The sequence below is a fragment of the Synechococcus sp. W55.1 genome (genome assembly GCF_047461655.1).
Classification (GTDB): domain Bacteria; phylum Cyanobacteriota; class Cyanobacteriia; order Thermostichales; family Thermostichaceae; genus Thermostichus.
On the sequence record NZ_JANSHN010000007.1, the window covers coordinates 37,203 to 63,330 of the forward strand.

Sequence of the window (26,128 nt, forward strand, 5' to 3'; positions counted from 1 at the left end):
CAAATCTAGAGTTGAGGGGATTGCTTGAGCGGTGGGTCGGCTTTCTCAAGAGCAACGGCACAGGCTTTTAATTCCGGCTGGCCGGAATCGGGACAACTGATGTCATGGGTAAGGGCATTACACTCGGCTTGTTCTGCCCAGAGGGATCCCCAGTGCATGGGCACAAACACTGTTCCAGGGGCAATGTTGGCAGTTATCTTGGCCGGGAAATAGGCCCGTCCGCGGGCAGAACGCACTTGAACCCAATCTCCATCTTGGAGGCCCAGTTTTTCCGCATCGCGAGGATGGATTTCAATAAAGGGTTGGGGGTGCATTTGCTTGATTTTTTCAATCCTGCCGGTGCGGGTTTGGGTGTGCCAATGGCCGTAAAGCCTGCCCGTGGTTAATACGTAGGGAAACTGGGGATCCGGCGGCTCTGCTAGGCCACGGGAATGGTGGGGGATAAAGCGGGCGCGGCCATCGGGGGTCGGGAAACGCCAATCTGTGTAGAGGCGAGCAGGATGAGGAGCCGAGGCCCTTTCTCGGGGATAAGGCCATTGCTGAGGGCCTCGTTCTGCCAAAAGGGCATGGCTGAGGCCGGAGTGATCGCAGAGGCGATTTGCGGTAAGGGCGGCAAATTCTGCATAAACCTCTGCCGCGGTTTGGAAGGAAAATTGTGCTGCAAAGCCCAACCTGCGCCCCACTTCAGCAAAGATCTCCCAATCGGGTCGGGCCTCGCTAGGGGGATCTCGAAAGGCTTGACAAAGGGTAACCCTGCGCTCGGAGTTGGTCATCACCCCGGTTTTCTCGCTCCACTGGCAGGCGGGCAAAAGCAAATGGGCATATTCTGCCGTTTCTGTAGGGTAATAAGCCTCTTGGTAAACGGTAAAGGGAGACTTTTTCAGGGCTTTTTTGACCCGTTCCAGATCCGGAAAGCTCACCAAAGGATTAGTGGCCACAATCCAGAAGAACTGCAGGGATCCCGTCTCCAGAGCGGCAATCATCTCGGTGGCCCTCAGTCCTGGGTGGGGGGAGATGGAGCCGCCGGGCAAACCCCAAGCCTGCTCCACCTCTGCCCGATGCTGGGGCTGGCTCACCAGCCGATATCCCGGCAGCAGATGGGATAACCCCCCTGCCTCTCGACCGCCCATGGCATTGGGCTGGCCGGTCAAGGAAAAGGGGCCGGTCCCCGGTCGGCCAATTTGCCCAGTTAGGAGATGGAGATTGATTAGGCTGGTGATCTTGGCGGTGCCCTCGCTGGACTGGTTTAGGCCCATCGACCAAAGGGAGAGAACCCTTTGGGATCCCTGCCAAAGCTTGGCTGCTTCGATCAAATCCTCGGTGGCAATTCCGCAGCGCTGGGCCACAATCTGCGGTTCATAATCGGCCAGCAAAGCTGCATATTCAGCAAAACCTTGGGTGAAGCCCTCGATAAAATCAGCAGCAATGGATCCCCACTTTAACAACAAATGGGCAATCCCATTGAAAAGATCGATATCCGTACCGGGGCGAATTTTTAAGTGGAGATCGGCAGCTTCTGCTGTCTGAGTGCGCCGGGGATCCACGACCACCATTTTGAGGGGGGATCCGGTCCTGTGCCGCTTCTTCAAGCGATTAAAAAGAATGGGGTGGCACTCGGCGGTGTTGGTGCCCACCAGAAAAGCCAGATTGCAGAGATCGAGATCCTCGTAGCAGCAGGGGGGGCCATCGGATCCCAGGGATTGGGTGTAGGCCGAGACGGCTGAGGACATGCACAGGCGCGAGTTGGTGTCAAAATTATTGGTGCCCAGGCAGCCCTTAATGAGCTTTTGAGCAACGTAATAGTCTTCAGTGAGCAACTGCCCCGATCCATACATAGCCATGGAGTGAGGGTTGTCTTTGAGGCAGCGCAGCCGAGAAACCATCTCCTCAAAAGCCTGATCCCAAGAAATGCGGCGAAAGGGCTGATCCAAGCTCTCCCGAAACAGGGGAGAGAGCAGCCGATCTCGACCAACTGCCTCCAGAACCGTAGCCCCCTTTACACAGACCATCCCCAAGCTGGAAGGATGCTCCCGGTCGCCTCTCATTTTCCAGTCACCTGAGGCTGTCGAAACCGCCTCCAATCCACATCCCACACCGCAATAGGGACATAGGGTTTTGATGACAGCTTTTTCCGGCTCCATCGCGGTCACCATGAGTTGGGATCCCTATTAAACGCCCAATTCTCTCGCATTTTGGATCCCTTAGCTGAGAAGAGCAGCAACTTGGATCTCCAAGCCAGGTAATACAACCTAGCTCTTGTCAGTGTCCTGTTCAGCTGGCCAAAGATAGCGATCTTGAGTTTGGATAAAAACGTATTTGCTTCTGGGAAAAACCAGCCAGACTTCCAGTACATCGGAGCTGAGATACTCTTGGGCTTTTAGGAAAATATCTTCTCCACAGTCGGTTGGAGAGAAGATCTCCTCAACCAGAGGATAGCTCTGCAGCAGCGTGGCAATATCCTCTCCAAATTGCTGGATTAAATCTGGAGATGAGTAGGCAGCATCAGGTCTTCTGACTCTGCCTTTGGTTTGGCCGGGAGCCTTCACCAAAACCATACCCCCCAATGGCTGACATTCAACATAACCGAGCCAACGGAAGAGAAGTCGGGTTTGGATCTTGGCATGCACTAAGGTTTGCCCCACTTTCTCTACAATGCAGCCATCCACCCATTCGGTTTGGGCAACCGGATTGGCCAGATAGTCGGCAAGGGTTTTGGGCAGGGTAGAGACCCGCTTCTCCATTGGGAGATCGGTTGGAGCTACCTGAACCGGAGCAGCGGCCATCAACTTCCCTCCCCAAGCGTTTTGATTCCTAGCTTAATCCTCCCTATGGGCAAAGCGACGATAGAGGAAGTCAAGGGCGCGGTTGCGCAATTCGTAGAACTCGGGCATTTCCATAATGCGGGAGCGGATGCGCGGTCGCTCGAAGGGAATGGTCAAGATCTCGCCGATATGGGCAGCGGGGCCGTTGGTCATCATTACCACCCGGTCTGACAAGTAAAGAGCTTCGTCGATGTCATGAGTAATCATCAAAACCGTGCAGCGGTGATCCCGCCAAATGGCCAGCAGCTCGTCTTGCAGCTCTTCTTTGGTAATGGCATCCAAGGCCCCAAAAGGCTCATCCAACAGCAAAACTTCTGGACGAACGGCAAGAGCGCGGGCAATGGCAACCCTTTGCTTCATGCCTCCAGAAAGCTGCTTGGGCCGCTTGTGGGCTGCCTCTGCTAAACCTACCAATTCTAGGTGTTCTTCAACGATTTCCCTTTTCTCCCGCCGGGATTTGTTTGGGTAAACCTGATCCACCACCAGATAAACATTTTCAAAAGCCGTCAGCCAGGGCAAAAGGGAATAATGTTGAAACACCATCATCCGATCTGGCCCTGGGGAGGTGATGGGCTGGCCCTTGAGGGTAATGGATCCCGAAGTGGGGGTGGAAAACCCAGCCACCATGTTGATCAAGGTGGATTTGCCGCAACCGGAGTGGCCAATAATGCAAACAAACTCACCGGCAGCCACTTCCAAATTGACATTTTCCAGCGCAACAAAGGATCCGGCTGAGGTAAAGTAGGTTTTGCCCACATTCTGAAGACAAAGAAGGGGCAGTCCTGCAACCGGAGATGCAGAAGATAGCGGTGAGGAAGATAGGCGAGAACTGGTCATCATGGTGTTTTCCAATTGAGGGGCTAAGGTAACAAAAGCTAAACTTCGCTGAGCCGGTACTCCTGCAGTTTCAGGTTCTGCCGTATGGCTACAGACTCTAGGTAGGCAACGGGATCCTCTCCGTCGAAGCGGGATCCATCGGCAAAGAGCAAAGCTCCGCGGTCATGGGCCCGATCCGGCAGGCCCAGTTCTCTAGCGGCTAGGGCGTAGGTCTCACTGTCCAGAACTTGGTCGAGAACCGAAATCCAGTTGCGGGGAAAAGCGCAGAGTCCCCAGCGAGCCATTTGCGTCAAGATCCAGAGGTGTTCCAACCTTTCGGGACAGGTGTTGCGCCCGTTGGCAAACTGATGAAAACCGACAAGGGCCTGGGATTCATCGGCCATTCCCCGCTGCAGAATACCCGTCCACCCCGGCTGCAAATCCGCCTTGGCCGCTCCCACATGCTGGGGCTGGGCCAGCCACTCCAGGATCTCAGGGCGGTGCTGCGGCTGATCGCAGTATTGGCAAGCTTCCAGTAGTGCCTTGACCAGAGCTACATGGGTGCGGGGGTAGTTTTGCGCCCAATCCTGGCGCACTGTCAGCACTTTTTCAATGTGGCTGGGCAAGATTTCGGGAGTGGTGGTGACGATAAATCCCAACTGTTCCCGCACAGCGCGGGAGTTCCAGGGCTCGCCGACGCAGTAGCCGTCGATGTTGTCGGCCTTGAGATGGGCCACCATCTGCGGGGGTGGGATCACCGTCAACGTAACGTCCCGATCCGGATCCACCCCCCCACCGGCCAGCCAGTGCCGCAACAGGAAGTTTTGCATGGAAGCCGGATGAACCACTCCCAGGGTGTGGACTGTGTCGGGGGTGTGGTTGAGGTATTGGCGAAAATCCGCCAGGCTTTGAACGCCTCGCTCCAAAAGTCTGCGCCCAAAGGTAATGGCGTTGCCGCCGCGGGAGAGGGTTAGCGCGGTAATCAAAGGCACCGGAACTCCCCCTACTCCCAAGGTGGAAGCCAACGGGATCCCGGCCACCACCATAGCCGCGTCCAGCCGACCGGAGCGGATCCCTTCCCAGATGGTCTTCCAGCCTGGCTCTCGCACCAGGGTGACCTGCTCCAGGCCGTACTTTTGAAACAGGCCCTTTTGCTGGGCCACCACCAGAGGCGCGCAGTCGTTGAGGGGCACAAAGCCAATCTCCAAATTGACCTTCTCCAGGCCATGCTTGGCAATAGCCACAGAGATAGGCGTTTTCTGGCGAGCCCGCTTTTGCTGGTTGAGAAAGTAGATCATCTCTCCCCGCAGGCTGTAGTAATCGGGGTGACGCACCACTTCCAAACGATGGCGGGGCCGAGGAAAAGGGATCCGCAAAATCTGGCCAATGCGGGCAGCGGGGCCCTGGGTCATCATCACCACCCGATCCGAAAGCAAGAGGGCCTCATCCACATCGTGGGTAACCATGACACAGGTAAGCTGCTCCGCCTGGGCAATCTCCATCAGTTGCTCCTGTAGGCTGCCGCGCGTCAGGGCGTCCAGAGCGCCAAAAGGCTCATCCAACAGCAGCACTCGCGGACGAATGGCCAAGGCTCGGGCAATGGCCACCCGCTGTCTCATCCCCCCTGACAGATGCGCCGGGCGTTTATCGGCTGCCCCCTGCAACCCCACACGGCGAATGTGTTCTGCCACAATCCGGTCCCGCTCCGCTTTGGGAAGGGATCCCAGCACCTCGTCCACAGCCAGGGCAACGTTCTCCCGCACGGTCAGCCAGGGCAGCAGGGAATAGTTCTGAAACACCACCATGCGATCCGGGCCGGGATCCGTAACCTGTCGGCCCTCCAGGAGAATGCCCCCTCGGGAAGGCTTTTCCAGGCCAGCAATGATGTTGAGCAGGGTCGATTTGCCACAGCCGGAGTGGCCAATTAGCGAGACAAATTCCCCTTTTTGGATCTCCAGGTGGATGTCTTTCAGGACAGGATAGACCTCTCCGTTGTCGAGGAGAAATTCCTTGTCGACATGATCCACTTCAATGTAAGGCTGGGTCTTCATGATTCCCCTGAGATGATTTCTGAGAGCATGGAGAAATTGTCAGCAACCAATCTAAAACTCGGCCAAGCTCATTTAGCGATCCTCAGCCACCACCAGCGAGCCAATCCAAGCCGTGATCCGATCCAGCAGAAGACCCACCATCCCGACATAGATCAAAGCCAGAATGATTTCGCTGATGCGGGAGCTATTCCAGGCATCCCAGATGAAGAACCCGATGCCCACACCGCCAATCAACATCTCCGCCGCCACAATGGCCAGCCAAGACAAGCCCACCCCAATGCGCAAGCCGGTAAAAATGTAGGGTACAGTTGCCGGGAAAACTATTTTGAAAAAGTACTTCCAGCCCGACATGCGCACAATTCTCGCCACGTTGCGGTAGTCCTGTGGGATCTGCTGTACGCCGACAACGGTGTTGATCAAAATGGGCCAGAGGGCCGTAATGAAGATTACGAAAATGGCGGAAGGGTTGGCATCTCGAAAGGCAGCCAAAGAAATCGGCAGCCAGGCCAAAGGCGGCACCGTGCGCAGCACCTGAAAAATGGGATCCAAAGCCTCGTACAGCCAGCGATTGACCCCGATGATCATGCCGCCCACAACCCCCACCAAGCCGGCCAGGGCAAACCCAATGAACACCCGCCGCAAGCTGGCCCAAATTTGCCAGAACAGCCCTTTGGCATTGCCGCCATAGTCAAAAAAGGGATCTTTAATGAGGGGATCCCAGGTGTCCTGCCAAACCTGGAGAGGGGTGGGCAAGTTGGCTCCGGGGCGGCTATAGGCAATTTGCCAGAGAACGAGCACTATTAAAATGGCCGTGGTGGGCAAAAGAACGCGGCGCAGCACTTGGTGGATTTGGACTCGCTGCCTCCAAGCAGAAGAAGATGCAGAGCTGGCCGGGGAGTGGAGCCCGGCATTGGACTGAAGAACAAAGCCTGGGCTGGTTTTCAGCAGCCAGTGGCCTAGGCCAACCAGTAGGGGAAGCAGGATCCGAAAGAGGTGGTAGCCCAACTGTAGGGCAGAGTGGAAAATCCTCATGGCTTGCTGGGAGTAAGGTTGAAGTCAACTTAAGAGGATCCCAAGAGAGAAGGGGTTTCAGTTGAACACTCTTTGTGGGGATTCGGGGATCCCTTCTCTCCTGGGCAGAGGGCTTGCAAGGGTTTTTGCAACTTGCTCTGGAAGAATTGAGAAGATCAGGCTAGGCCAGCTTCTTAATCGCCAATTTCTCCAGGTAGGCGGCAGGATTTTCGGGATCGAACTGCACCCCGTCGAAGAAGGTTTCCACTCCTCGGGAAGGGCTGGGGGGAATGGCTGCCCCCTGACCAATGGCTTTGGCAGCTTCTCGCCAGAGTTCTTCCCGATTCACCCGCTCCACCAAGGCTTTGGTATCGGTGTCGGCAGGTAGGTAACCCCAGCGGATGTTTTCGGTCAAAAACCAGAGATCGTGGCTCTTGAAGGGGTAGGAAGCGTAGTCCTGCCAGAACTTCATCAGGTGGGGGCTGTTTTCAACGACCTTGCCGGTGCCGTAGTCAAAAGTGCCCCGAGAACGGCCCAAGATATCGGTCACGGGAACCCCCAGCCAGCGGCGGTCGCCGATGATGCGACACATCTCCTCTTTGTTTTCCATCTGGTCGCACCAGATCTGGGCTTCTAGCACCGCTTTCAACAGGGCAAGGGTGGCTTTCGGGTGCGCATCCACCCAGTCGGCCCGCAGGGCAAAGGCCTTTTCCGGGTGGCCGTTCCACAGCTCGCCGGTGGTGAGGGCACTATACCCCTCTTTTTGGTTCACCAGCTGGGCATTCCAAGGCTCGCCCACACAGAGGGCTTCCATGGTTCTGGATTTCATATTGGCCACCATCTGCGGCGGCGGCACCACAATGATGGAGACGTCGCTAGTGGGATCGATCCCGCCTGCGGCCAGCCAGTAGCGCATCCACATGTCGTGGGTGCCACCAGGGAAGGTCACCGCACATTTGGGATCCCCGCCGGCAGCTCGGACCTCGGCAAACTTGGCCTTGAGGGGGGAACTATCCAGGCCGATTTGCAAATCCCGATATTGGTTGGAAATGCTAATGCCCTGACCGTCCAGATTGAGACGGGCCAAGATGTACAGGGGCACCGGCTTGCCATCGGTAACTTTGCCGGTGGTGATGAGGTAGGGCATGGGGGTGAGGATGTGTGCCCCATCGATGCCGCCGGCGGCGGATCCCAGCACCAAGTTGTCGCGGGTGGTGCCCCAAGAGGCCTGCTTGACCACCTCTACGTCCTTCATGCCGTACTTGTCAAAGAACCCCTTTTCTTTGGCGATGATCAGGGGGGCCGCGTCGGTTAGAGCGATGAACCCCAGCTTGGCGCTGGTGGTTTCGGGAGTATCGGCCTGCGCCACCCAGTAGCCTTTGCCCAAGGATTGCGATTGGGCGCGCGGGATCCCAGCCGTGGCCGCCCCAGCCGTGAGAGCAGCCACCCCGGCCAAAAATTGCCGACGGGAGACGGGAGAGGAAGTGCTGAACAGCTTAGACATCGAAACCTCCAAGATTTACAACGACGAAGAAAGAAAAACTTTCAGGACGGCAACAGAACCGCTAGCGGGTTACCAAAACAGAAGCCTGGGCGGCGGACGGATGCTGACGCGGCCTGGCCCCAAAGTGTTCAATGAGCAGCTCCACCAAGACCGGCTTGAGGTCTTCGCAAGGGATCCCTTTGCGCACGCATTCGCCCAGCTTGGCGTCTTTGCCCACTTCTCCCCCCATGTAGATGTCCACTGCCTCCACCGCCTTGCCGTCCTTGCGAGCAGTGGTGCCCATGAGGCCGATATCTGCCACCTGGGGTTGGCCGCAGGAGTTGGGGCAGCCCGTCCAGTGGATGCGCACCGTTTGGGGGATCTCCAGCTCCGCCTCCAGCTCTTCCATCAAGGCCACGGCCCGGTTTTTGGTCTCGATGAGGGCAAAGTTGCAGAACTGGTTGCCCGTACACGACACCAGCCCCCGCTGCAATGGCCCTGGGTTGGGAGAGAACTTTTTCAACAGCGGCTCTTTTAACAAGGAAGCCACTCGGGAGTCGGGCACATTGGGGATGAGCACGTTCTGCTCCACCGTCAGCCGCAGCTCTCCGGAGCCGTACACCTCCGCCAAGCGGGCCAGCTCCATCATCTCCAGGGCGTTGAGCCGCCCCACCGGCACATGCAGGCCGACAAAGTTGAGGCCCGGCTGCTTCTGGGCATGCACCCCCAGCAGATCCCGCTTGTGCCAGACCACCTCATCTTTTTCCGCTGCCCTGGGCAGAGGGTGGCCTATCTGGCGCTCGACACTGGCCCGGAACGTTTCCAGGCCCCACTCGTCAATGAGCCACATCAGCCGTGCCTTTTGTCGGTTGGCCCGCAGGCCGTGATCCCGGTAGACCAGCAGCACCGCCTCACACAGGGGAACTACATCCCGGGGATCCACCCAGACATCCAGGCCGATAGCCTCTGCACAGCGGCGAGCCGAGAAAAAGCCCCCCACCAGGACGTTGAAGCCCAGGCGGCCATTTTTGAAGGCAGGTACAAAGGCCAGGTCGTTGATCTCGGCATGCACCGAGTTGTCGCGACAACCGCAGATGGCGATGTTGAACTTGCGCGGCAGGTTGCTGAAGGAAGGGTTGCCCTCGCCGTTGTTGGTGATCATGTCCTGCACCTTGCGGGTGAGACCGCGCACATCGATCAGCTCATCCGGGTCAATACCAGCCAGAGGAGATCCCGTGATGTTGCGCACGTTGTCCATGCCCGACTGGATGCTGGTCAGGCCTACCTCTTTCAGGTAGCCCAGGATCTGGGGCATTTCCTCGATGGGGATGCCCCGCAGTTGCAGGTTCTGCCGGGTGGTGATGTCGGCTACGCCCTGTTCTCCATAGGGGTGGATGATTGCGCCCAACATCCGCATTTGGCCGCTGGTTAGGATCCCATTGGGCAGGCGCAGCCGCAGCATGAACTGACCTGGGGTGCGCTTGCGAAAGAAGATCCCCAGCCACTTGAGGCGGTGATCCCGGTCGTCTTCAGGAATGTTCTCCCAACCCATCCGGGCAAACGCCTCCAGCTCGGCCTTGACCGCCAGCCCATCCTTTTCGCTTTTGAGGCGTTCAAATTGGTTCGCCATGATCGCTGCCGTGGGGTGAACACTGGCTACCCTAGCGATGACGAACCGTTAACTTTGGTATTGGCAGTTACACTTTGTAACAGGTTATGCAGTTTTGTCATTCTCGAATTGCGCTTTATGCATAAAGTCAGGCTTCCAGGAGCAGCAGACCCCTCTTTCCCCTTTGGGAAAGGGGCTGGGGGTGAGGAAAAGCTAGTTGAGAGGGTTGAAAGAGTTGAAAGGCTCCATCTGCCAGAGCAGACGGGGCGGGATCCCCAGCCCTTCGGTGAGGGGTGCGGGCCGTTGGGAAGTTTGGGGATCGCAGTCGTAGAGAGCGGTGGTGTAGCGGTAGCTGCGGGGGGGGCCACCGTTGAGGCGAATGCCGCTAATTTCAAAGGTGTAGTTGCGATTGGGCTGGATCGAACCCACGGAGTAGGTCAAAGTTTCCAGGCCAAAGGCGGGATCCCCCACGCGGAGATCTCCAACAGGCACCGGCTCGCCGCTGAGGGCATCGGTGATGCGGACTTGGGCTTGGCTGAGATCAGCCTTGCCGCCACGGCTGGGCACCGAGAAAGACCAGCGGTAGGCAGACAGGGGCTGGCCGGAAAACCCTTCTAGGCGGTAGAGGTAGCCGTCTTTCTCCGGGAAGGCGATGAACTCTGGATCTGGCACCGACTCGTCAAAACCGAAGATCCAGTTGGCGTTGGCCTGGGTCACCCGTCCAGCCCGTGGGTCAAAGACAATGCCGTAGGCCCCCTGGGCGTACTGAGGATACAGGTTCCAGCGGCGATGCCCCACATCCACAAAGTTTTCTCGACCTGGCTCGGCAAAATAGATGTCCACCTGCCGCGCCAACACCCGGCCTGGATCGGGGCCGTTCAGCTCTAGGATGGGCCCAACCGCCAGGTTGCTGAAGCGGGATCCCGCCTCCCCAGCAGGGGTAAAGCAGCGCCAAGAAGGGGGCGGCTGGTGGCTGAGAGTACCATTGGCTACCTGCATCAAGGCCGCTTGCTGGGCGGCTTCTAGGAACTGAGGATTGAGCTTCACCGGCGGTAACTGGTGCAACAGCCGTAGAAAATTCAGCCGATCCATCATCTTTTGGGCTGCTGCAGGCGTAAGGCGACCGGGGTTGCAGGTAGCAACCTGGGGCTGTTCGGCGTAAATAGGCCCCGTGAAGCTGCGGGTCTGGCGATCCAACCGGCACAGGAAGCTGGCAATCGGCACTTCCCCTGCCCGCGGTGGCTCCATCGAGGTAGGGGATCCTCCACAGGCCGCCAGCAGACAAAGACAAAAGATCCCCGCGATCCTCAAAGCCCAAAGCTGAACCAACTTGGGCAACCGCTGCAAGGGCATGCAAAAACCAGCCGAATTATGAGCCGGTGGGGGTGGGGGTGATGCTGGGGGGGCTGACGGTGCTGCTGCTGCTCTCGCCACAAGCAGGCAACAAGCCCAGACAGGCAAACAGGGCTAAGGCCGCCAAAAGCTGGTGGGTCACTTTGGGTTGCAACGTAGCCATGACAACAAACCTCCCAAATGCTGCTGGGTTTGACCCTGTTCTATCACCTGGCCGAGTGGGCCACAGCGTCAAAACTCATGCCGACAAGGGTATAACTTAAGCCCAAGTCAAGGAACGCTCACCCAAGTCGGCTACATCCACTAGGACTGGGATCCAAGCCCACTTTCTCTCTCCACCCATAGTGGAGTACGGATCCCCACAACTCTTCTTGCGCTCAAGCGAAAGATTGCTGTGATCAATGATCAATGCTGCTTTTTGCCCGATTGATAAGGGATCCCCAAAAGCTTGTCAGGGGGTGATCTGGAACTCCAGGTTGTAGGTTTGGAGTAAGTTTATGGTTTCGTGATCGGTGATGTTGGTGTCGGCCAGCTCCAAGTTGTAGAAATCGATGAACTCTTCGTGGTCAAAATAGGGGCCGGCATGCCAGGTACCCATCTCCAGTTTGATAAAGCGATCCCCAGGCACCCGAAAGGCTTGAATCTGATCCACGTGCAGCTCATCGGCAGGCGGTGCAACACCAATAAACCACTCCTTGCCATTCAGGGACCCCAGGCACTGGGTGCAGCGGATGTGGTGGGTGATCTGAGTAAACTTGAGGCCGCGGCGAGGCAAGCGCATGATGTAAAAGCGGGGCTGCCCTTGATTCAAGAACAACTGAGCATCTTGACTGTCGAAGGGTTTGTGATCGGGAGTGGGGCAAATGACCTGTCCATAGGGGGCAAAGTTTTCCGGTTCAGCGAGATGGGCCTTCAGTTGGCGCAATTGGCTGGTCACCCTGCTCTTCTCCTTTGCGTTTGACGAGCTGTCTTGTGTCTCACTGTTGCCCTACAACGTGAGCACGAGGGCGTGAAGACGCAAACAGCCCAGCGAACCCCATTCTATCGAGACTTGGCCAGGCAGCTTCCCTTCTGGGAAGGGATCCCTGAGCAAGCCCAAGCTGCTCAAGGTCGCAAGTACAATGGGAAAACTTCCCAGCCTCAGCAGAGCGAATGGCGATGCAGCGGGACTTGCAAGAGCTGATCATCTCTCCAGCTCAAGTGCAAAACCTCTCTCAAGTGCCGGTGGCTTGGTTGTATCGGCCTCGGCCCGTTCGTCGTTTTAAAGACCGTCTGCGCCAGTTCTCCGCCTTCTGGGATCTCCTACGCTTGCTGGTGACGCTGGACTTGTTCTTGCGTTTCTTGACCTTCTGGACAGGGGGATCCCTACTTACCCTGGTGGGGCGGATTTGGATCCCTGGCCTGCGCGCCACTTGGGGCACTTGGCTGGTGGAATGGGGGATCCTGGCGGCCATTGCCGCTCTGGGCCAAGCCTACTGGATTTTCCGCAGCCGCCGCATGCCGCTGCTGTTGAATTTGCTGGGGGAGGTGGATCGCTACAACCGAATCATCCAGGCCATCCACGTCAACGACCAGTTGGTGGAAGCGGGCAACCCCGAGGTGAAGCTGGCCCAGAGGGCTGAGGTGATCGAAGCGCTGAAGCTGACCCGGGCCGATCTCATTCGCGCCTTGAAAACCGAACGGATCTTGCGGCAAAACGAAGACCTGATCGAGCAGCAGAGCGAGTTCTTCGGCGATAACTTGGCAGCTTTGACAGCTCTGCAGGTGAGCGAGCAGGCCAGCGAACAGGGTCGTATCCTAGAGACTGCTTTACAGATTGCTTTGCAGGTGCGCTCCCAAATCCGCCGTTTGCAAGAGCGAGAAGCCAACCACCCCCCAAACAGGGATCCAGACAAGATTGAGAAAGATCAGCAGGATAGAGATGGCAACTCAGATGGGCAGTGAAACAGATGGTTATTTTTGTCGGCAGGCGGCGCTGTGGGTTCTAATCCTTGGGAGAAAGTTGAGGTTGATTGCACCGCGTTAGCAGGTCGGAGACCGAAATTGGAGTGACCCCATCTCCCTGATTGGTGCTAAATCCCCGCTCTGCACTATTCCGCACTGTCAAGATCGCCTGCCGGCGCTACACTGGGGCTTGTCTTGGATCCCTCTGTCATCCACACACCTCTAGATGAGCCTTTTGGCCCGCTCCCTGGCCTACGCCCAGAACCACAGCGACATGCTGTTTCAAGCTTTCGTCCAACACCTACAACTGGTGGCGGTGCCTTTAGGAATGGGGCTGCTGTTGGGTTTGCCGCTGGGTTTTTTCAGCTCCCGCTCCCAGATGCTTTCTCTGGTGGTGATCAATGCGTTTAGCAGCCTGCGGGTGATCCCCAGTTTGGCCATTTTGTTTTTGGCCATCCCCTATTTCGGCCTCAGCTTCCGTTCGGCAGTCGTCGCGCTAACCCTCCTGGCTTTGCCCCCCATTCTGATCAGCACGGATGTGGCCTTCCGCAGCCTTGAGCCGGCCCTACGGGAAGCTGCCCTGAGCATGGGCATGACTCCTGGCCAGGTGTTACGGCACGTGGAGATCCCTTTGGCTTTGCCGGTGATCCTGGCCGGTGTTAAAACGGCTACCATTGAGGTGATTGCCAGTGCTACGCTAGCAGCGTTTATCGGCGCGGGAGGGCTGGGCACTTTCATCACCCTAGGGTTTGCCCTCTACGACAACGCCATCCTGCTGGTGGGGGCGATCCCAGTGGCCCTTCTGGCCATTGCAGCGGAAGTTGGCCTGGGGGCTTTGCAGCGGGCTTTGGAACCTCCCCGAGCTTGAGGTTTTGCGAGGGATCCCATGCCGTCTTCCTCTGGTTCTTCTGAAGTGCGATCCCGTTGGCCTGGCCGCTCCATTCCTTTGCGGGTGGCGTTGCTGCTGCCCCCAGTGCTCTCAGTAGCAGGGGGAGTGGGGGGAGTGGCCTATCTCTCCTGGCAGGGCGGGCGACACCTGGCGCTGCGCTTGACGGAGCAACTGAGGCGGGAAGTTACCGACCGCACCGAAGAGCATCTTGCCAGATATTTGCAAGTTCCCCCTCGCATCAACGCCCTCAATCAAAGCCTCGTGAGAGGGGGGCTTCTGCCCGATTTGACGACACCCAGCCCAGCCGATCTAGAGCTTTTGGAAGCTCACTTTGCCCGCCAGTTGCAGCCATTTCCTGAGCTCAGCTATGTCGGCTTTGTCTCGGCTCAAGGGGGGTTTGTGATCGCCCGCCGTCACGCCGATGGGTCGATCTGGACTTACCACACACCCGGCCTCTTGCCGGGATCCGTCCAGGGCTGCCAACGGGATCCAGAGACAGGGGATCCCACAGGGTTCACTCGCCGGTTGGGCTTTGTGGATCTGAGGCAGTTGTTCTGGTTTCCCCAGCTCCTGCAGTCGGAAGGGATCCGCGACACTTGGGTGGTAACCCGATTTTTTGCGGAGCTTCCCGCCCAGGAGGCGGAGCGGCTGATCGTGACGTCCCTGTCTCTGACCGACTCGGAGGGACGGGTTTATGGCAGCTTGGTGGCTTCCCTGTCCATTGCGCAGCTTCAAGCCTTCCTGGAGCGGCTAGAAGGCCGTTCTCCTGCAGAGGTGAGTTTTCTGCTGGACGAGGAAGGACAGGTGGTGGCCAGTACGGCGGGGCCTGCTCCCCATCCGCTGCTGGTGGCTGTGCAAGAGCAGGTGGGCTCCTGGGAGACGGCCTCTTCTCAGAATTCGCTGCGCCTCGTGGTTGGCGGGATCCCCTACTGGGCGGAGGTGGAGTCCGTTCAGAGTGAAGGGAGGCTGGGCTTTTATTTTGTGCATGGGATCCCAGAGGCAACCCTTCTGGCCGAAGTCCATCGGGGCGCCCAACAGGCTGCGCTGCTGGGGGGTGGGCTATTGCTGAGCATGCTGGGGACAGGGATCCTCCTCGGCGAAGCTCTCTCCCGTCCCCTGCGCCGCCTCACCCAAATCGCCGAGCAATTTATCCAAAGCGGCTTCCAGCCCTGGCCCCCTTTGGATCCCGGCCCCATCCAGGAGGTGCAGACGCTAACCAAAGCCTGGCAGCAGGCGGCAGCAGCCCAGCAGGCCCTGCTGGATCGTCTCTGGCAGCAGCAGCAAGAATACCGCGCTGTGGTGGAACAGCAGACGGAGCTCATTTGCCGCTTTCGGCCCGATACCTGCATCACCTATGTCAATCCTGCCTATTTGCGCTTCTTCGGTCAGCGGGCAGAGGAGGTGATGGGCCAACCTTGGCGGGATCGGCTGCCGGAAGAAGAGCAGGCTAAGGTGTTGCAAGCTTTTGCTGCCCTCACTCCCGAAAGCCCTTGCTACAGCAACGAGCGGGAGTACCCCGGAGAAAACGGCCAGTCCCGCTGGATTAGCTGGGTGGATCGGGGCATTTTCGACAGCCAAGGCCGCTTGGTGGAGATCCTGTCGGTGGGGCGGGAGATCACCGAGCAAAAGCGGGCAGAACAACAGTTGCAAGCCCTCAACCGGGAGCTAGAAGCCCAGGTGGAGCTGCGCACGGCCAAGCTGCAGCAAGCCTTGCATTTTGAGGGGGTGCTGCGCGCCATCAGCAGCCGGATGGTGGTCAGCCTAAACGAGGGGGAAATCCTGGAAGAAGTGGTCAAAACCCTTGCCGAAGCGCTAAGCCTGACCTGCTGCCAAATCCTGCTGCTCAAGGACTCCGTCCGAGTAGCGCGAACAGAAGATGGGTCAACCTGGATCCCCGGCTACTGCTACTCCCCCCTTCTCTCTTCTGATGCAGCTCAGGGCGACAGGGCGGATCCCTTGCATGGCCGAGACTACGCCAGCGACCCGGAGTTCTTGCGCCTGCTGCAGTCCCATTCTTCCTCACAGCAGAAATGGGAAATCCACTGCTGTTGTCGCACAGGGAAAGAGGGACGCTGGGTGCGGCTGCTGGTCTGCACCCTTTGGGACAAAGAGAAGTGGCTGGGAGCTTTGCTGTTGGAGCGGCTGCCGGAGCAGGAGTTTTCCGAAGCGGAGATGCAACTGGCCTATCAGGTGGCCAACCTATGTGCCCTGGCCATCCGCCAAGCCCGTTTGTACCAAGCAGCCCAAGCGCAGGTGAAGGAATTGGAGCGGCTGAATCTGCTGAAGGATGATTTCCTCAGCACCGTCTCCCACGAGCTGCGCACCCCCATGACCAATGTGCGCATGGCCTTGCAAATGCTGCAAATGACCCGCGATAACCCCGAGAAACAGCGGCACTACTTCACCATTGCCCTGAAAGAGTGCAACCGGCAAATCGAGCTCATTAACGACCTGCTGGATATGCGACGGCTGGGAGCTGGGACGTATCTGCTGCAACCAGAGAATATTTTTCTGCCGCGGTATTTACAAGATTTGCTGGCCGGGGCTCAGCCTTTGGCCCAAGCCAAACATCAACACCTGCAACTGCACCTGGAGGCAGGGATCCCCTCGCTTTGGGCCGACCCCACCTGCTTGGGGCGCATTCTGCGCGAGCTGCTGCACAACGCCATCAAGTACACGGCCCCCGAGGGATCCATCCACCTGCGGGTTGTCTCAGAAGGAGAGGGGATCCTCTTCGTCTGCAGCAACAGCAGCGAGATCCCAGAGCCAGAGCTGCCCCGCATCTTTGAAAAGTTTTACCGGATCCCGCAATCGGATCGCTGGAAGCACGGCGGCACCGGCCTGGGGCTGGCTTTGGTGAAGCAACTGGTGGAGCATATGGGGGGGAATATCTCCGTCAACAGCTCGGATGGATGGACGCATTTCCAAGTTTGGTTGCCCCAAGGTGAGGATCCTGCTCCGCCATTGCCCGCAATGTCGGATCCCCAAGAGAGAGAGGCTGGGTGACCCCTATCCCGGCAAGACTTGTTGCTGCCAGAGGGCCTCCAGTTGCACTGTGTATTCGGAGTTCACGATGGGCACTGCCCCGGCAATGGCCTCTTGAATGGGGATCCCGGCGGCAGCCTCCAGTTGGGCAAAAGCTGTTTGGTAGTCGGCAGACAACCGGCTGACATCGATGAGCGGCAGATCCCCCCAAACCTCCGGCTTGAACTTTTCCAGCTGCCCCTCCGGGCTGGCCAAGACCTCTGCCAGGACCATTGCCCCCCAAGGATTGGCCGCATTAATGGGAATGGCTGTAAACGAGGGATCGATCAAGCTGGTGCCCGGGATCCCATAGGGGGTGGTGCTGGGGGGAAATTGGCCGTTGCCCTTGCGTAAGATCACCTGATCGATAAAGGTGGGGATGAGCCACACTTCGCCGTTGGCAAAAAGCTCCGCCAGGCGGGCAAAGGTGGGCGGGTAGGTTTGGCCCTGTCTCCACAGGAAGGGATCCAGCTTTCTCAGGTATTCCACCAGGGCAGGGGATTGTCGCGCCCAGAGATCGGCATCGAAGTCCGGCCCGCTGTACTGAGCATAGCCCCCGGTCACACCATAGAAGGCGCTCAACAAAAAGCGGCTGCCATGAAAATCCGGCGGGGCCACGTAGGTAAATCGCCCTGGGTTGGCCTCTGCCCAAGCCAACAGTTCGGCGTAGCTCTGGGGGGGCTTGGGCACCCGTTCGGCATCATAGGCCATTAAAAAGTAGTTGCCGGTGTAGGGTGCAGAATAGCCCTCGGTGGGCAGGCCAAAATCCGTTGCAATATCGGCGGGATCGTAGAAGGGCAAGCTGGGCAATTTCTCAGCAAAAGGGCCGAAGAGCAAATTCCCCTGCTTGAGGGTGCGGAAGTTGTTGCCATTGATCCAGATGAGATCGATGCTGCCGCCGCTGCGCAGCCCGGCCTGTACCTCCCCAATCACCTTGTTGACTGCTTCAACGGTATCCGTGAGCGGGATCCGGTTCAAGCGAATGCCATAACGCTCCTGCAACTGGCTTTTCACCCAGCCATCCACGAAGCCATTGATGGCCTCGCTGCCGCTCCACATGGCCCAATTGACCGTTCGCGTCAGCGGGACGGAGTCCTTGCTGCCCCGCGCCCGCTCCAGAATGTCTGCCCAGCTCAGGGATCCCAGATCCACCGAACTCTGTGAGGTATTCTGGGCAAACGGAGAGCCTTGACTCAACGCCCAAGCTCCCAGAGATCCCAGGCCGGCCAACACCTGCCGCCGCTTCCAGATAACGCTTTTGGGTTGCATAGCCTTGCCACCATCCCCATCAAACTTTCAGGTTTCAGATTCAACTTAAACTCTCCCCTCCTCCTTTGGGAAAAGGGCCGGGGGTGAGGGATCCCCGCCAACCCCCACAGGCCACAGAGCCTCTGGCGGCAAATGGATCCACACTGCCTGCCCCGGCGCAAACACCTGATGGGGAGCCACCCAAGCCTGCAGACTGCCCCAAGGGGTTTGTAAGGTCAGCCGTCGCTGGGTGCCCGCAAAGCGTTCCGCCATCACTTGAGCGGAGAAAACATTGTCGGCCAAGCCGGGCGGATGGGGAAACACCTGCACCTGTTCCGGGCGCACCGTCAGCCGCACCTGACCTTGGAGTGGCGCGGCGCTTTTCAAGAGGATCCCGTTGTTGAGGCGAAGCTGGTGACCCTCCGCCTGCGCATCGAAAAAATTGACCCCGCCAAAAAAGCGGGCAATGCGCTCGGAGCGCGGCTGCTGATAGAACTCCACAGGGGATCCCACCTGGTGTAGCTGCCCCTCAAACATCAGGCCGATGCGTTGGGCCATGGCTGTGGCTTCTGCTTGATCGTGGGTAACCAGCACCGTCGTCACCCCTGTTTCCGCCTGCAGCTCCAGGATGAGGGCCTGCATCTCTTGGCGCAGGTTGGCATCCAGGGCCGATAAAGGTTCATCCAACAGCAGCACCTTGGGCCGAATCACCAAAGCCCGCGCCAGGGCCACCCGCTGCGCTTGTCCGCCAGAAAGCTGGCTAGGCCGACGCTGAGCAAACCCGGCCAATTGTACCCGCTCCAGCATGCGCAAGGCGGCAGCCTCCCGCTCTGTCCGGGGAATGCCCCGCATTTTCAGGCCAAAAGCGACATTCTCCCCCACGCTCAGGTGGGGAAACAGGCGGCTGTGTTGGGACAGCAAAGTCACGCCGCGCCGTTCCGGCGGCAGAGGGTTGAGGGGGATCCCATCCAGCCAGATTTCCCCCGGATAGGGCAAGGGATCCGGCTCCAGCAGGCCGGCGATGAGATTGAGGGTGGTGGACTTGCCGCAGCCCGATGGCCCCAGCAGGGCGAAGATCTCCCCTGCCTCCACGCTCAAAGACAAATCCCTGAGGACAGGGATCCCTCCCTTGTGGAAGCGCTTGCTGAGGTGGCGAAGAACGAGGTGGCCCATGCTTGGGTTACCGATCAAACGCTCAATAGAGCTCTCAAACTCTCCCAAAATTAGAACAGAAAGTACCGTTGTGCCATGGGCAGCACCTCTGCCGGCTCGCAGGTGAGCAATTCTCCATCGGCCCGCACTTCATAGGTCTCCGGGTTCACCTCAATGTGGGGAGTGGCGGTATTGAGTTTCAAATCCGCTTTGCCGATCTCGCGGCAATTTTTCACCGCTACGGCCCGGCGCTGGATCCCCAGTTTTTCCGGGATCCCCAGGTCTAGGGCAGCCTGGGAGACAAAGAGCAGGCTGGTCTCGGTCAAGGCGCGGCCAAAGCTGCCGAACATGGGGCGAGGGTACACCGGCTGCGGGGTCGGAATGGAAGCATTGGGATCCCCCATCTGGGCGTAGGCGATCAGGCCCCCCTTCAGGACAATTTCCGGCTTAACCCCAAAAAAGGCCGGCTTCCACAGACACAGATCCGCCAGTTTTCCCACCTCCACCGACCCGATGACGTGGCTGAGGCCCTGGGCGATGGCAGGGCAGATGGTGTACTTGGCTACGTAACGCTTGGCCCGGAAGTTGTCGTTGCGGCTGCTGTCCTGCGGCAGAGGCCCCCGCTGCACCTTCATCTTGTGAGCTGTCTGCCAAGTGCGGATGATTACCTCCCCCACCCGGCCCATGGCCTGCGAGTCGGAAGAGATGATGCTGAACACCCCCATGTCATGCAAGATGTCTTCGGCGGCAATGGTTTGGGGGCGAATGCGGCTTTCGGCAAAAGCAATATCCTCCGGCACATTCTTGCTCAGGTGGTGACACACCATCAGCATGTCCAGATGCTCTTCGATGGTGTTGCGGGTAAAGGGGCGGGTGGGATTGGTGGAGCTGGGCAGCACGTTGGGCTCCGAGGCAATGCGGATGATGTCGGGGGCATGCCCACCTCCAGCCCCTTCGGTGTGAAAGGTGTGAATGGTGCGGCCATTGATGGCGGCGATGGTATCTTCCACAAAAGCCGATTCATTTAAAGTATCGGTGTGGATGAGGGTTTGGATGTCGTACTCATCCGAGACTTGCAAACAGCTGTCGATCACCGCCGGCGTGGATCCCCAATCTTCATGGATCTTGAGGCCGCAGGCCCCCGCTTCCACCTGTTCCCGCAAAGCTGCGGGAAAAGCCGCGTTTCCCTTGCCAAAGAAGCCCAAATTGACGGGGAACCCCTCCGCCGCCTGCAACATCTTGCCCAAGTTCCAAGCTCCAGGGGTGCAGGTGGTGGCGTTGCTGCCTGTGGCCGGCCCAGTTCCGCCCCCCAAAAGGGTGGTCACTCCCGAGGCGATGGCAAACTCGCACAGCTGCGGACAGATGAAATGCACATGGGCATCGATCCCGCCCGCTGTCAGGATCAGGTTTTCCCCGGCAATCACCTCAGTGCTGGGGCCAACCACCATGCCCGGCGTCACCCCCGCTTGGATGTTGGGGTTGCCGGCTTTGCCAATGCCGACAATGTAGCCATCGCGAATGCCCACATCCGCCTTGACAATGCCCCACCAGTCCAGGATCAGGGCGTTGGTGATCACCAGATCCAAGGCCCCGTTGGCGCGGGTGGCCGTCGGCGATTGCCCCATGCCATCGCGGATGGTTTTGCCGCCCCCAAACTTAATCTCCTCGCCGTAGGTGGTGAAATCCTCCTCCACCTCGATGATCAGTTCGGTATCCGCCAGGCGCACCCGATCCCCTACGGTGGGGCCGTAGTTGCTGACGTATTGGCGACGGGGAATCTCTAGGGTCATAGGGTGGTATCTGCAAAAGGGCTGCCAGGGTTCTACCACATATCCCCACCCAGGGGATCCCTTGCTGCTTGTTGTCTGGTTTCAACCCTTCATTAGAACCCATTGGGTCGACTGAAAATTCGTTACATATATTTACATCTATGATCGAAAAAACAATTGCCAATCGACTCCAGCCTCGATGGGACAAGGGATCCCTCGTTTAATTATTGTGAAGCAACTGAGGGCTCACAAACCCTGACCTATAATGCCAGGTAAGTCCTGCCCTGGGGGAATCTTCTGCCAAGGGGTAGGGATGCTTCGTTCCTTGTCGCAAGAGAGGAGTTCTTGATGACAACTACGCCAAAGGAGCGAGAGCCGAAGGTCAAGGTGTCGGTTGATGTGGATCCGGTTCCCACCTCATTTGAGAAATGGGCTAAGCCGGGCCACTTCGATCGCAGCCTATCCCGTGGCCCCAAGACCACGACCTGGATCTGGAACCTCCATGCTCTTGCTCATGACTTCGACAGTCACACCAGCGACTTAGAAGACGTCTCTCGTAAGATCTTTTCCGCTCACTTCGGCCACTTGGCAGTGGTTTTCGTCTGGCTGAGCGGCATGTACTACCACGGAGCTCAGTTCTCCAACTATTCTGCTTGGCTGGCGGATCCGATCAACGTCAAGCCCAGCGCCCAAGTGGTCTGGCCCATCTTCGGCCAAGAGATCCTGAATGGGGATGTGGGCGGCGGCTTCGAAGGGATCCGCATTACTTCTGGTCTATTTCACCTCTGGCGAGCTGCCGGCATCACCAATGAGTTTCAACTCCTCTGCACCGCCATCGGTGGCTTGGTGATGGCCGGGTTGTGCCTGTTCGCCGGCTGGTTCCACTACCACAAGCGGGCTCCCAAGCTGGAGTGGTTCCAAAATGTGGAATCGATGCTCAACCACCACCTGGCGGGCCTGCTGGGGCTGGGTTCTTTGGCCTGGGCCGGTCACCAAATCCACGTGTCCATTCCCATCAACAAGATGTTGGATGCGGGCGTGCCGGCGGATCAGGTGCCCTTGCCCCACGAGTTCATCCTCAACCCCGCCTTGATGAAGGAGATGTTCCCCAGCGTGGATTGGGGCATCTTCAGCGGGGTGGTGCCCTTCTTTACCTTGGATTGGGGCAAGTACGCGGAGTTTCTCACCTTCAAGGGTGGCCTGGATCCGCAGAACGGTGCCCTCTGGCTGACCGACCAAGCCCACCACCACTTGGCCATTGCCGTGCTCTTCATCGTGGCCGGCCACATGTACCGCACCAACTGGGGCATTGGCCACTCCATTAAAGAGATCCTGGAAGCCCACAAAGGCCCCTTCACCGGCGAAGGCCACAAAGGTCTGTACGAAGTGCTCACCACCTCCTGGCATGCCCAACTGGCCATCAACTTGGCCATGGTGGGATCCCTGAGCATCATCGTGGCCCAGCACATGTACGCCATGAACCCCTACCCCTACATGGGCATCGACTACGCCACCCAGATCTCCCTGTTTACCCACCACATGTGGATAGGCGGCTTCTTCGTGGTGGGGGGTGCTGCCCACGGGGCCATTTACATGGTGCGGGACTACGACCCGGCGGTGAACCGCAACAACGTGTTGGATCGGGTATTGCGCCACCGCGACGCCATCATCAGCCACCTCAACTGGGTGTGTCTGTTCTTGGGCTTCCACGCCTTTGGCTTCTACGTCCACAACGACACGATGCAAGCCCTGGGCCGTCCGCAGGACATGTTCTCGGACACCGGCATCCAACTGCAGCCCATCTTTGCCCAGTGGATCCAGTCGCTGCACACTTCGGCCATTGCCAGCACAGCTCCCTATGTGGGCGCGTCGGTTAGCCCCATCTTCGGCGGCGACGTGGTGGCCGTGGGCGGCAAGGTCTCCATGATGCCCATGGTGCTGGGCACGGCGGACTTCATGGTGCACCACATCCACGCCATGACCATCCACATTACGGTGCTGATCCTGCTCAAGGGGGTGTTGTTTGCCCGCTCTTCCCGGTTGATCCCGGACAAAGGCAAATTGGGCTTCCGCTTCCCCTGCGATGGCCCGGGCCGCGGCGGCACCTGCCAGGTCTCCGGCTGGGATCACGTGTTCCTGGGGCTGTTCTGGATGTACAACTGCATCTCCATCGTGATCTTCCACTTCAGCTGGAAGATGCAGAGCGACATCTGGGGCACCGTCAACGCCGATGGCACGATTGAGCACATCACCGGCGGCAACTTTGCCACCAGCGCCATTAACATCAACGGCTGGTTGCGGGACTTCCTGTGGGCGCAATCGGTGCAGGTGATCAACTCCTACGGCTCGGCGCTGTCGGCCTATGGGCTGCTCTTCTTGGGCGCTCACTTCGTCTGGGCCTTCAGCTTAATGTTCCTGTTCAGCGGTCGCGGCTATTGGCAGGAGCTCATTGAGTCAATCGTTTGGGCCCACAACAAGCTGAAAGTCGCTCCGGCCATTCAACCCCGCGCCCTGAGCATCATTCAGGGTCGGGCGGTCGGTGTGGCCCACTACCTGCTGGGCGGAATCGTCACCACGTGGGCGTTCTTCCTGGCACGGTTCGGCGCACTCGGCTAAGGCAAGGAGGAAGAGAGAATCATGACAACTGCAACTCGTTTTCCCCAATTCAGCCAAGACCTGGCCAGCGATCCCACCACTCGACGTCTGTGGTATGGCATTGCCACTGCCCACGACTTCGAGACCCACGATGGCATGACGGAGGAGCGGCTTTACCAAAAGCTGTTCGCCACCCACTTTGGCCATCTGGCCATCATCTTCCTGTGGGCCTCTGGCAACGTCTTCCACATCGCCTGGCAGGGCAACTACGAGCAATGGGTGGCCAACCCCACCGGTGTGACGCCCATCGCCCACGCCATCTGGGATCCCCAGTTCGGCAAGGCAGCGGTGGAAGCCTTCACCCAGCCCGGTGGCGGCGGCCCCGTCAATGCGGCCTACTCTGGCCTGTACTACTGGTTCAACACCATCGGCCTGCGCACCAACGGCGATCTCTACGCCGGTGCCATCGGCCTGTTGTTGTTGGCGGCGGTGTTTCTGTTTGCCGGCTGGCTGCACCTACAGCCCCGTTTTCGCCCCAGCCTGAGCTGGTTCAAGAACGCTGAAGCCCGTCTCAACCACCACCTGGCTGGCCTGTTCGGCGTCAGCTCCCTGGCTTGGACTGGCCACCTGGTGCATGTCGCCATCCCCGAGTCCCGCGGGCAGCACGTGGGTTGGGACAACTTCCTCACCACGCTGCCCCACCCGGCGGGCCTGAAGCCCTTCTTCACCCTCAACTGGGGGGTGTATGCCCAGAACCCGGACACGGCCAACCACGTCTGGGGCACCGCAGAAGGGGCGGGCACGGCCATCCTCACCTTCTTGGGTGGCTTTAACCCCAACACGCAGTCTCTGTGGCTGACGGACATGGCCCACCACCACCTGGCCATCGCGGTGATCTTCATCGTGGCTGGCCACATGTACCGCACCAACTGGGGCATTGGCCACTCTATGCGGGAGATCATGGCGGCTCACAACCCACCCAAGGGCACGCCGTTCGGGGGCTTGTTGGGCCGTGGACATGAGGGCATCTACGACACCTACAACGAGTCTCTACACTTCCAGTTGGGCTGGCACCTGGCCTGCTTGGGAGTGGTGACCTCGCTGGTGGCGCAGCACATGTACTCCCTCAACCCCTACGTGTTCATGTCCATGGATCACACCACGGAGGCGGCTCTCTACACCCATCACCAGTACATTGCTGGGTTCTTGATGGTGGGGGCCTTTGCCCATGGAGCCATTTTCCTGGTGCGGGATTACAATCCCGAAGCCAACAAGGACAACGTGCTGGCTCGGGTGCTGGATCACAAAGAGGCGATCATCTCCCACCTGAGCTGGGTGTCGCTCTTCTTGGGCTTCCACACCTTGGGGCTGTACGTCCATAACGATGTGATGCAGGCCTTCGGCACGCCGGAGAAGCAGATTCTGATCGAGCCGTTGTTTGCCCAGTTCATCCAGGCCTCCCACGGCAAGATGCTCTACGGCATGAACGTGCTGCTGTCGGATCCCAACAGCATCGCCTCTACGGCATGGCCCAACTACGGCAACGTGTGGCTGCCGGGCTGGCTGCAAGCCATCAACGACCCCAATGGGTTCCTCTTCCTGCCCATTGGCCCTGGCGACTTCCTGGTGCACCATGCCATTGCCCTGGGCCTGCACACCACCACCTTGATCCTGGTCAAGGGGGCGTTGGACGCCCGCGGCTCCAAGCTGATGCCGGATAAGAAAGACTTCGGCTACAGCTTCCCCTGCGATGGCCCGGGTCGGGGCGGCACCTGCGACATCTCCGCCTGGGATGCCTTCTACCTGGCCATGTTCTGGATGCTGAACACCATCGGCTGGGTCACCTTCTACTGGCACTGGAAGCACCTGGGGATCTGGAGCGGCAACACCGCCCAGTTCAATGAGAACTCCACCTACCTGATGGGCTGGCTGCGGGACTACCTCTGGGCCAACTCTGCTCAGTTGATCAACGGCTACAACCCCTATGGGATGAATAATCTGGCGGTGTGGGCCTGGATGTTCCTGTTCGGCCACCTGGTGTGGGCGACCGGGTTTATGTTCTTGATCTCCTGGCGCGGCTACTGGCAAGAGCTGATCGAGACCTTGGTGTGGGCGCACGAGCGCACTCCCTTGGCCAAGCTGATCCGCTGGAAGGATAAGCCGGTGGCCATGTCGATTGTCCAAGGTCGTCTGGTGGGTCTGGCCCACTTCACGGTGGGTTACGTGTTGACCTACGCGGCCTTTGTTATCGCCTCGACAGCCTCTCAGTCGGGGTAGCAAGCCCATAACCTGCTGAATAGGGATCCCTTGGCTGGTCCAGGGATCCCTTTTTTGTGGGTTGGTAGAGTGGTGATATGAAGTT

The 26,128-nt window shown here is 58.7% G+C and carries 18 protein-coding genes; 5 read left to right on the forward strand and 13 right to left on the reverse strand.

Annotation, left to right across the window (positions count from 1 at the left end):
- Positions 1-5: 5 nt before the first annotated feature.
- From NW816_RS04995 to NW816_RS05040, 10 genes are all read right to left on the reverse strand, one after another.
- Positions 6-2,141, reverse strand: coding sequence for a molybdopterin oxidoreductase family protein (locus tag NW816_RS04995; RefSeq protein ID WP_414408489.1), 2,136 nt, complete (start codon positions 2,139-2,141; stop codon positions 6-8).
- A 108-nt stretch (positions 2,142-2,249) separates the two neighbouring features.
- Positions 2,250-2,783 (reverse strand): Uma2 family endonuclease, encoded by a 534-nt coding sequence (locus NW816_RS05000; protein ID WP_414408438.1) that lies wholly within the window; start codon positions 2,781-2,783, stop codon positions 2,250-2,252.
- A 33-nt stretch (positions 2,784-2,816) separates the two neighbouring features.
- Entirely contained in the window at positions 2,817-3,659 is an 843-nt protein-coding gene (locus NW816_RS05005; RefSeq protein ID WP_414408490.1) for an ABC transporter ATP-binding protein, read from the reverse strand.
- Positions 3,660-3,697: 38 nt separating this feature from the next.
- Entirely contained in the window at positions 3,698-5,689 is a 1,992-nt protein-coding gene (locus tag NW816_RS05010) for a nitrate ABC transporter ATP-binding protein (RefSeq protein WP_414408439.1), read from the reverse strand.
- A 72-nt stretch (positions 5,690-5,761) separates the two neighbouring features.
- Positions 5,762-6,721, reverse strand: a complete 960-nt coding sequence (ntrB, locus tag NW816_RS05015; RefSeq protein ID WP_099834651.1) for a nitrate ABC transporter permease — start codon at positions 6,719-6,721, stop codon at positions 5,762-5,764.
- Positions 6,722-6,881: 160 nt separating this feature from the next.
- Positions 6,882-8,204: a CmpA/NrtA family ABC transporter substrate-binding protein gene (locus NW816_RS05020; RefSeq protein ID WP_414408440.1), complete on the reverse strand. Its 1,323-nt coding sequence runs from the start codon at positions 8,202-8,204 to the stop codon at positions 6,882-6,884.
- A gap of 61 nt (positions 8,205-8,265) precedes the next feature.
- A complete protein-coding gene (locus NW816_RS05025) occupies positions 8,266-9,813 on the reverse strand; it encodes a ferredoxin--nitrite reductase (RefSeq protein ID WP_414408441.1) in 1,548 nt (515 codons plus the stop codon).
- Between the two features lie 192 nt (positions 9,814-10,005).
- On the reverse strand, positions 10,006-11,145 hold the full coding sequence (locus NW816_RS05030; protein ID WP_414330507.1) for a CAP domain-containing protein: 1,140 nt from the start codon (positions 11,143-11,145) through the stop codon (positions 10,006-10,008).
- A 16-nt stretch (positions 11,146-11,161) separates the two neighbouring features.
- On the reverse strand, positions 11,162-11,308 hold the full coding sequence (locus NW816_RS05035) for a hypothetical protein (protein WP_187147246.1): 147 nt from the start codon (positions 11,306-11,308) through the stop codon (positions 11,162-11,164).
- A gap of 288 nt (positions 11,309-11,596) precedes the next feature.
- Entirely contained in the window at positions 11,597-12,082 is a 486-nt protein-coding gene (locus tag NW816_RS05040; protein ID WP_011431703.1) for an ureidoglycolate lyase, read from the reverse strand.
- A gap of 215 nt (positions 12,083-12,297) precedes the next feature.
- On the opposite strand from NW816_RS05040, the gene NW816_RS05045 reads away from it, so the two are divergent.
- From NW816_RS05045 to NW816_RS05055, 3 genes are all read left to right on the forward strand, one after another.
- Positions 12,298-13,089, forward strand: a complete 792-nt coding sequence (locus tag NW816_RS05045; protein WP_414408442.1) for a hypothetical protein — start codon at positions 12,298-12,300, stop codon at positions 13,087-13,089.
- 226 nt (positions 13,090-13,315) lie between these two features.
- Complete coding sequence (locus NW816_RS05050) at positions 13,316-13,957, forward strand: ABC transporter permease (RefSeq protein WP_414408443.1); 642 nt, start codon at positions 13,316-13,318, stop codon at positions 13,955-13,957.
- Between the two features lie 18 nt (positions 13,958-13,975).
- A complete protein-coding gene (locus NW816_RS05055) occupies positions 13,976-16,984 on the forward strand; it encodes an ATP-binding protein (protein WP_414408444.1) in 3,009 nt (1,002 codons plus the stop codon).
- Between the two features lie 3 nt (positions 16,985-16,987).
- Here NW816_RS05055 and NW816_RS05060 read toward each other — a convergent pair whose 3' ends face one another.
- From NW816_RS05060 to ureC, 3 genes are read right to left on the reverse strand one after another with little or no spacing between them, the layout of a single operon-like run.
- Positions 16,988-18,271 (reverse strand): ABC transporter substrate-binding protein, encoded by a 1,284-nt coding sequence (locus NW816_RS05060; protein ID WP_414408445.1) that lies wholly within the window; start codon positions 18,269-18,271, stop codon positions 16,988-16,990.
- A 45-nt stretch (positions 18,272-18,316) separates the two neighbouring features.
- The gene (locus NW816_RS05065) at positions 18,317-19,423 is read right to left on the reverse strand and encodes an ABC transporter ATP-binding protein (protein ID WP_414408446.1); all 1,107 of its coding nucleotides are present in this window, start codon (positions 19,421-19,423) and stop codon (positions 18,317-18,319) included.
- Between the two features lie 50 nt (positions 19,424-19,473).
- Positions 19,474-21,192 carry an urease subunit alpha gene (gene ureC / locus NW816_RS05070; protein WP_414351194.1) on the reverse strand — a complete coding sequence of 573 codons (1,719 nt, stop codon included), beginning with the start codon at positions 21,190-21,192 and terminating at the stop codon, positions 19,474-19,476.
- 327 nt (positions 21,193-21,519) lie between these two features.
- Between ureC and psaA the strand changes: the two genes are divergently transcribed.
- Together psaA and psaB are read left to right on the forward strand one after the other, a co-directional pair.
- The gene (gene psaA, locus NW816_RS05075) at positions 21,520-23,787 is read left to right on the forward strand and encodes a photosystem I core protein PsaA (RefSeq protein WP_414408447.1); all 2,268 of its coding nucleotides are present in this window, start codon (positions 21,520-21,522) and stop codon (positions 23,785-23,787) included.
- 21 nt (positions 23,788-23,808) lie between these two features.
- Complete coding sequence (gene psaB, locus NW816_RS05080) at positions 23,809-26,043, forward strand: photosystem I core protein PsaB (RefSeq protein ID WP_414408448.1); 2,235 nt, start codon at positions 23,809-23,811, stop codon at positions 26,041-26,043.
- Positions 26,044-26,128 lie beyond the last annotated feature (85 nt).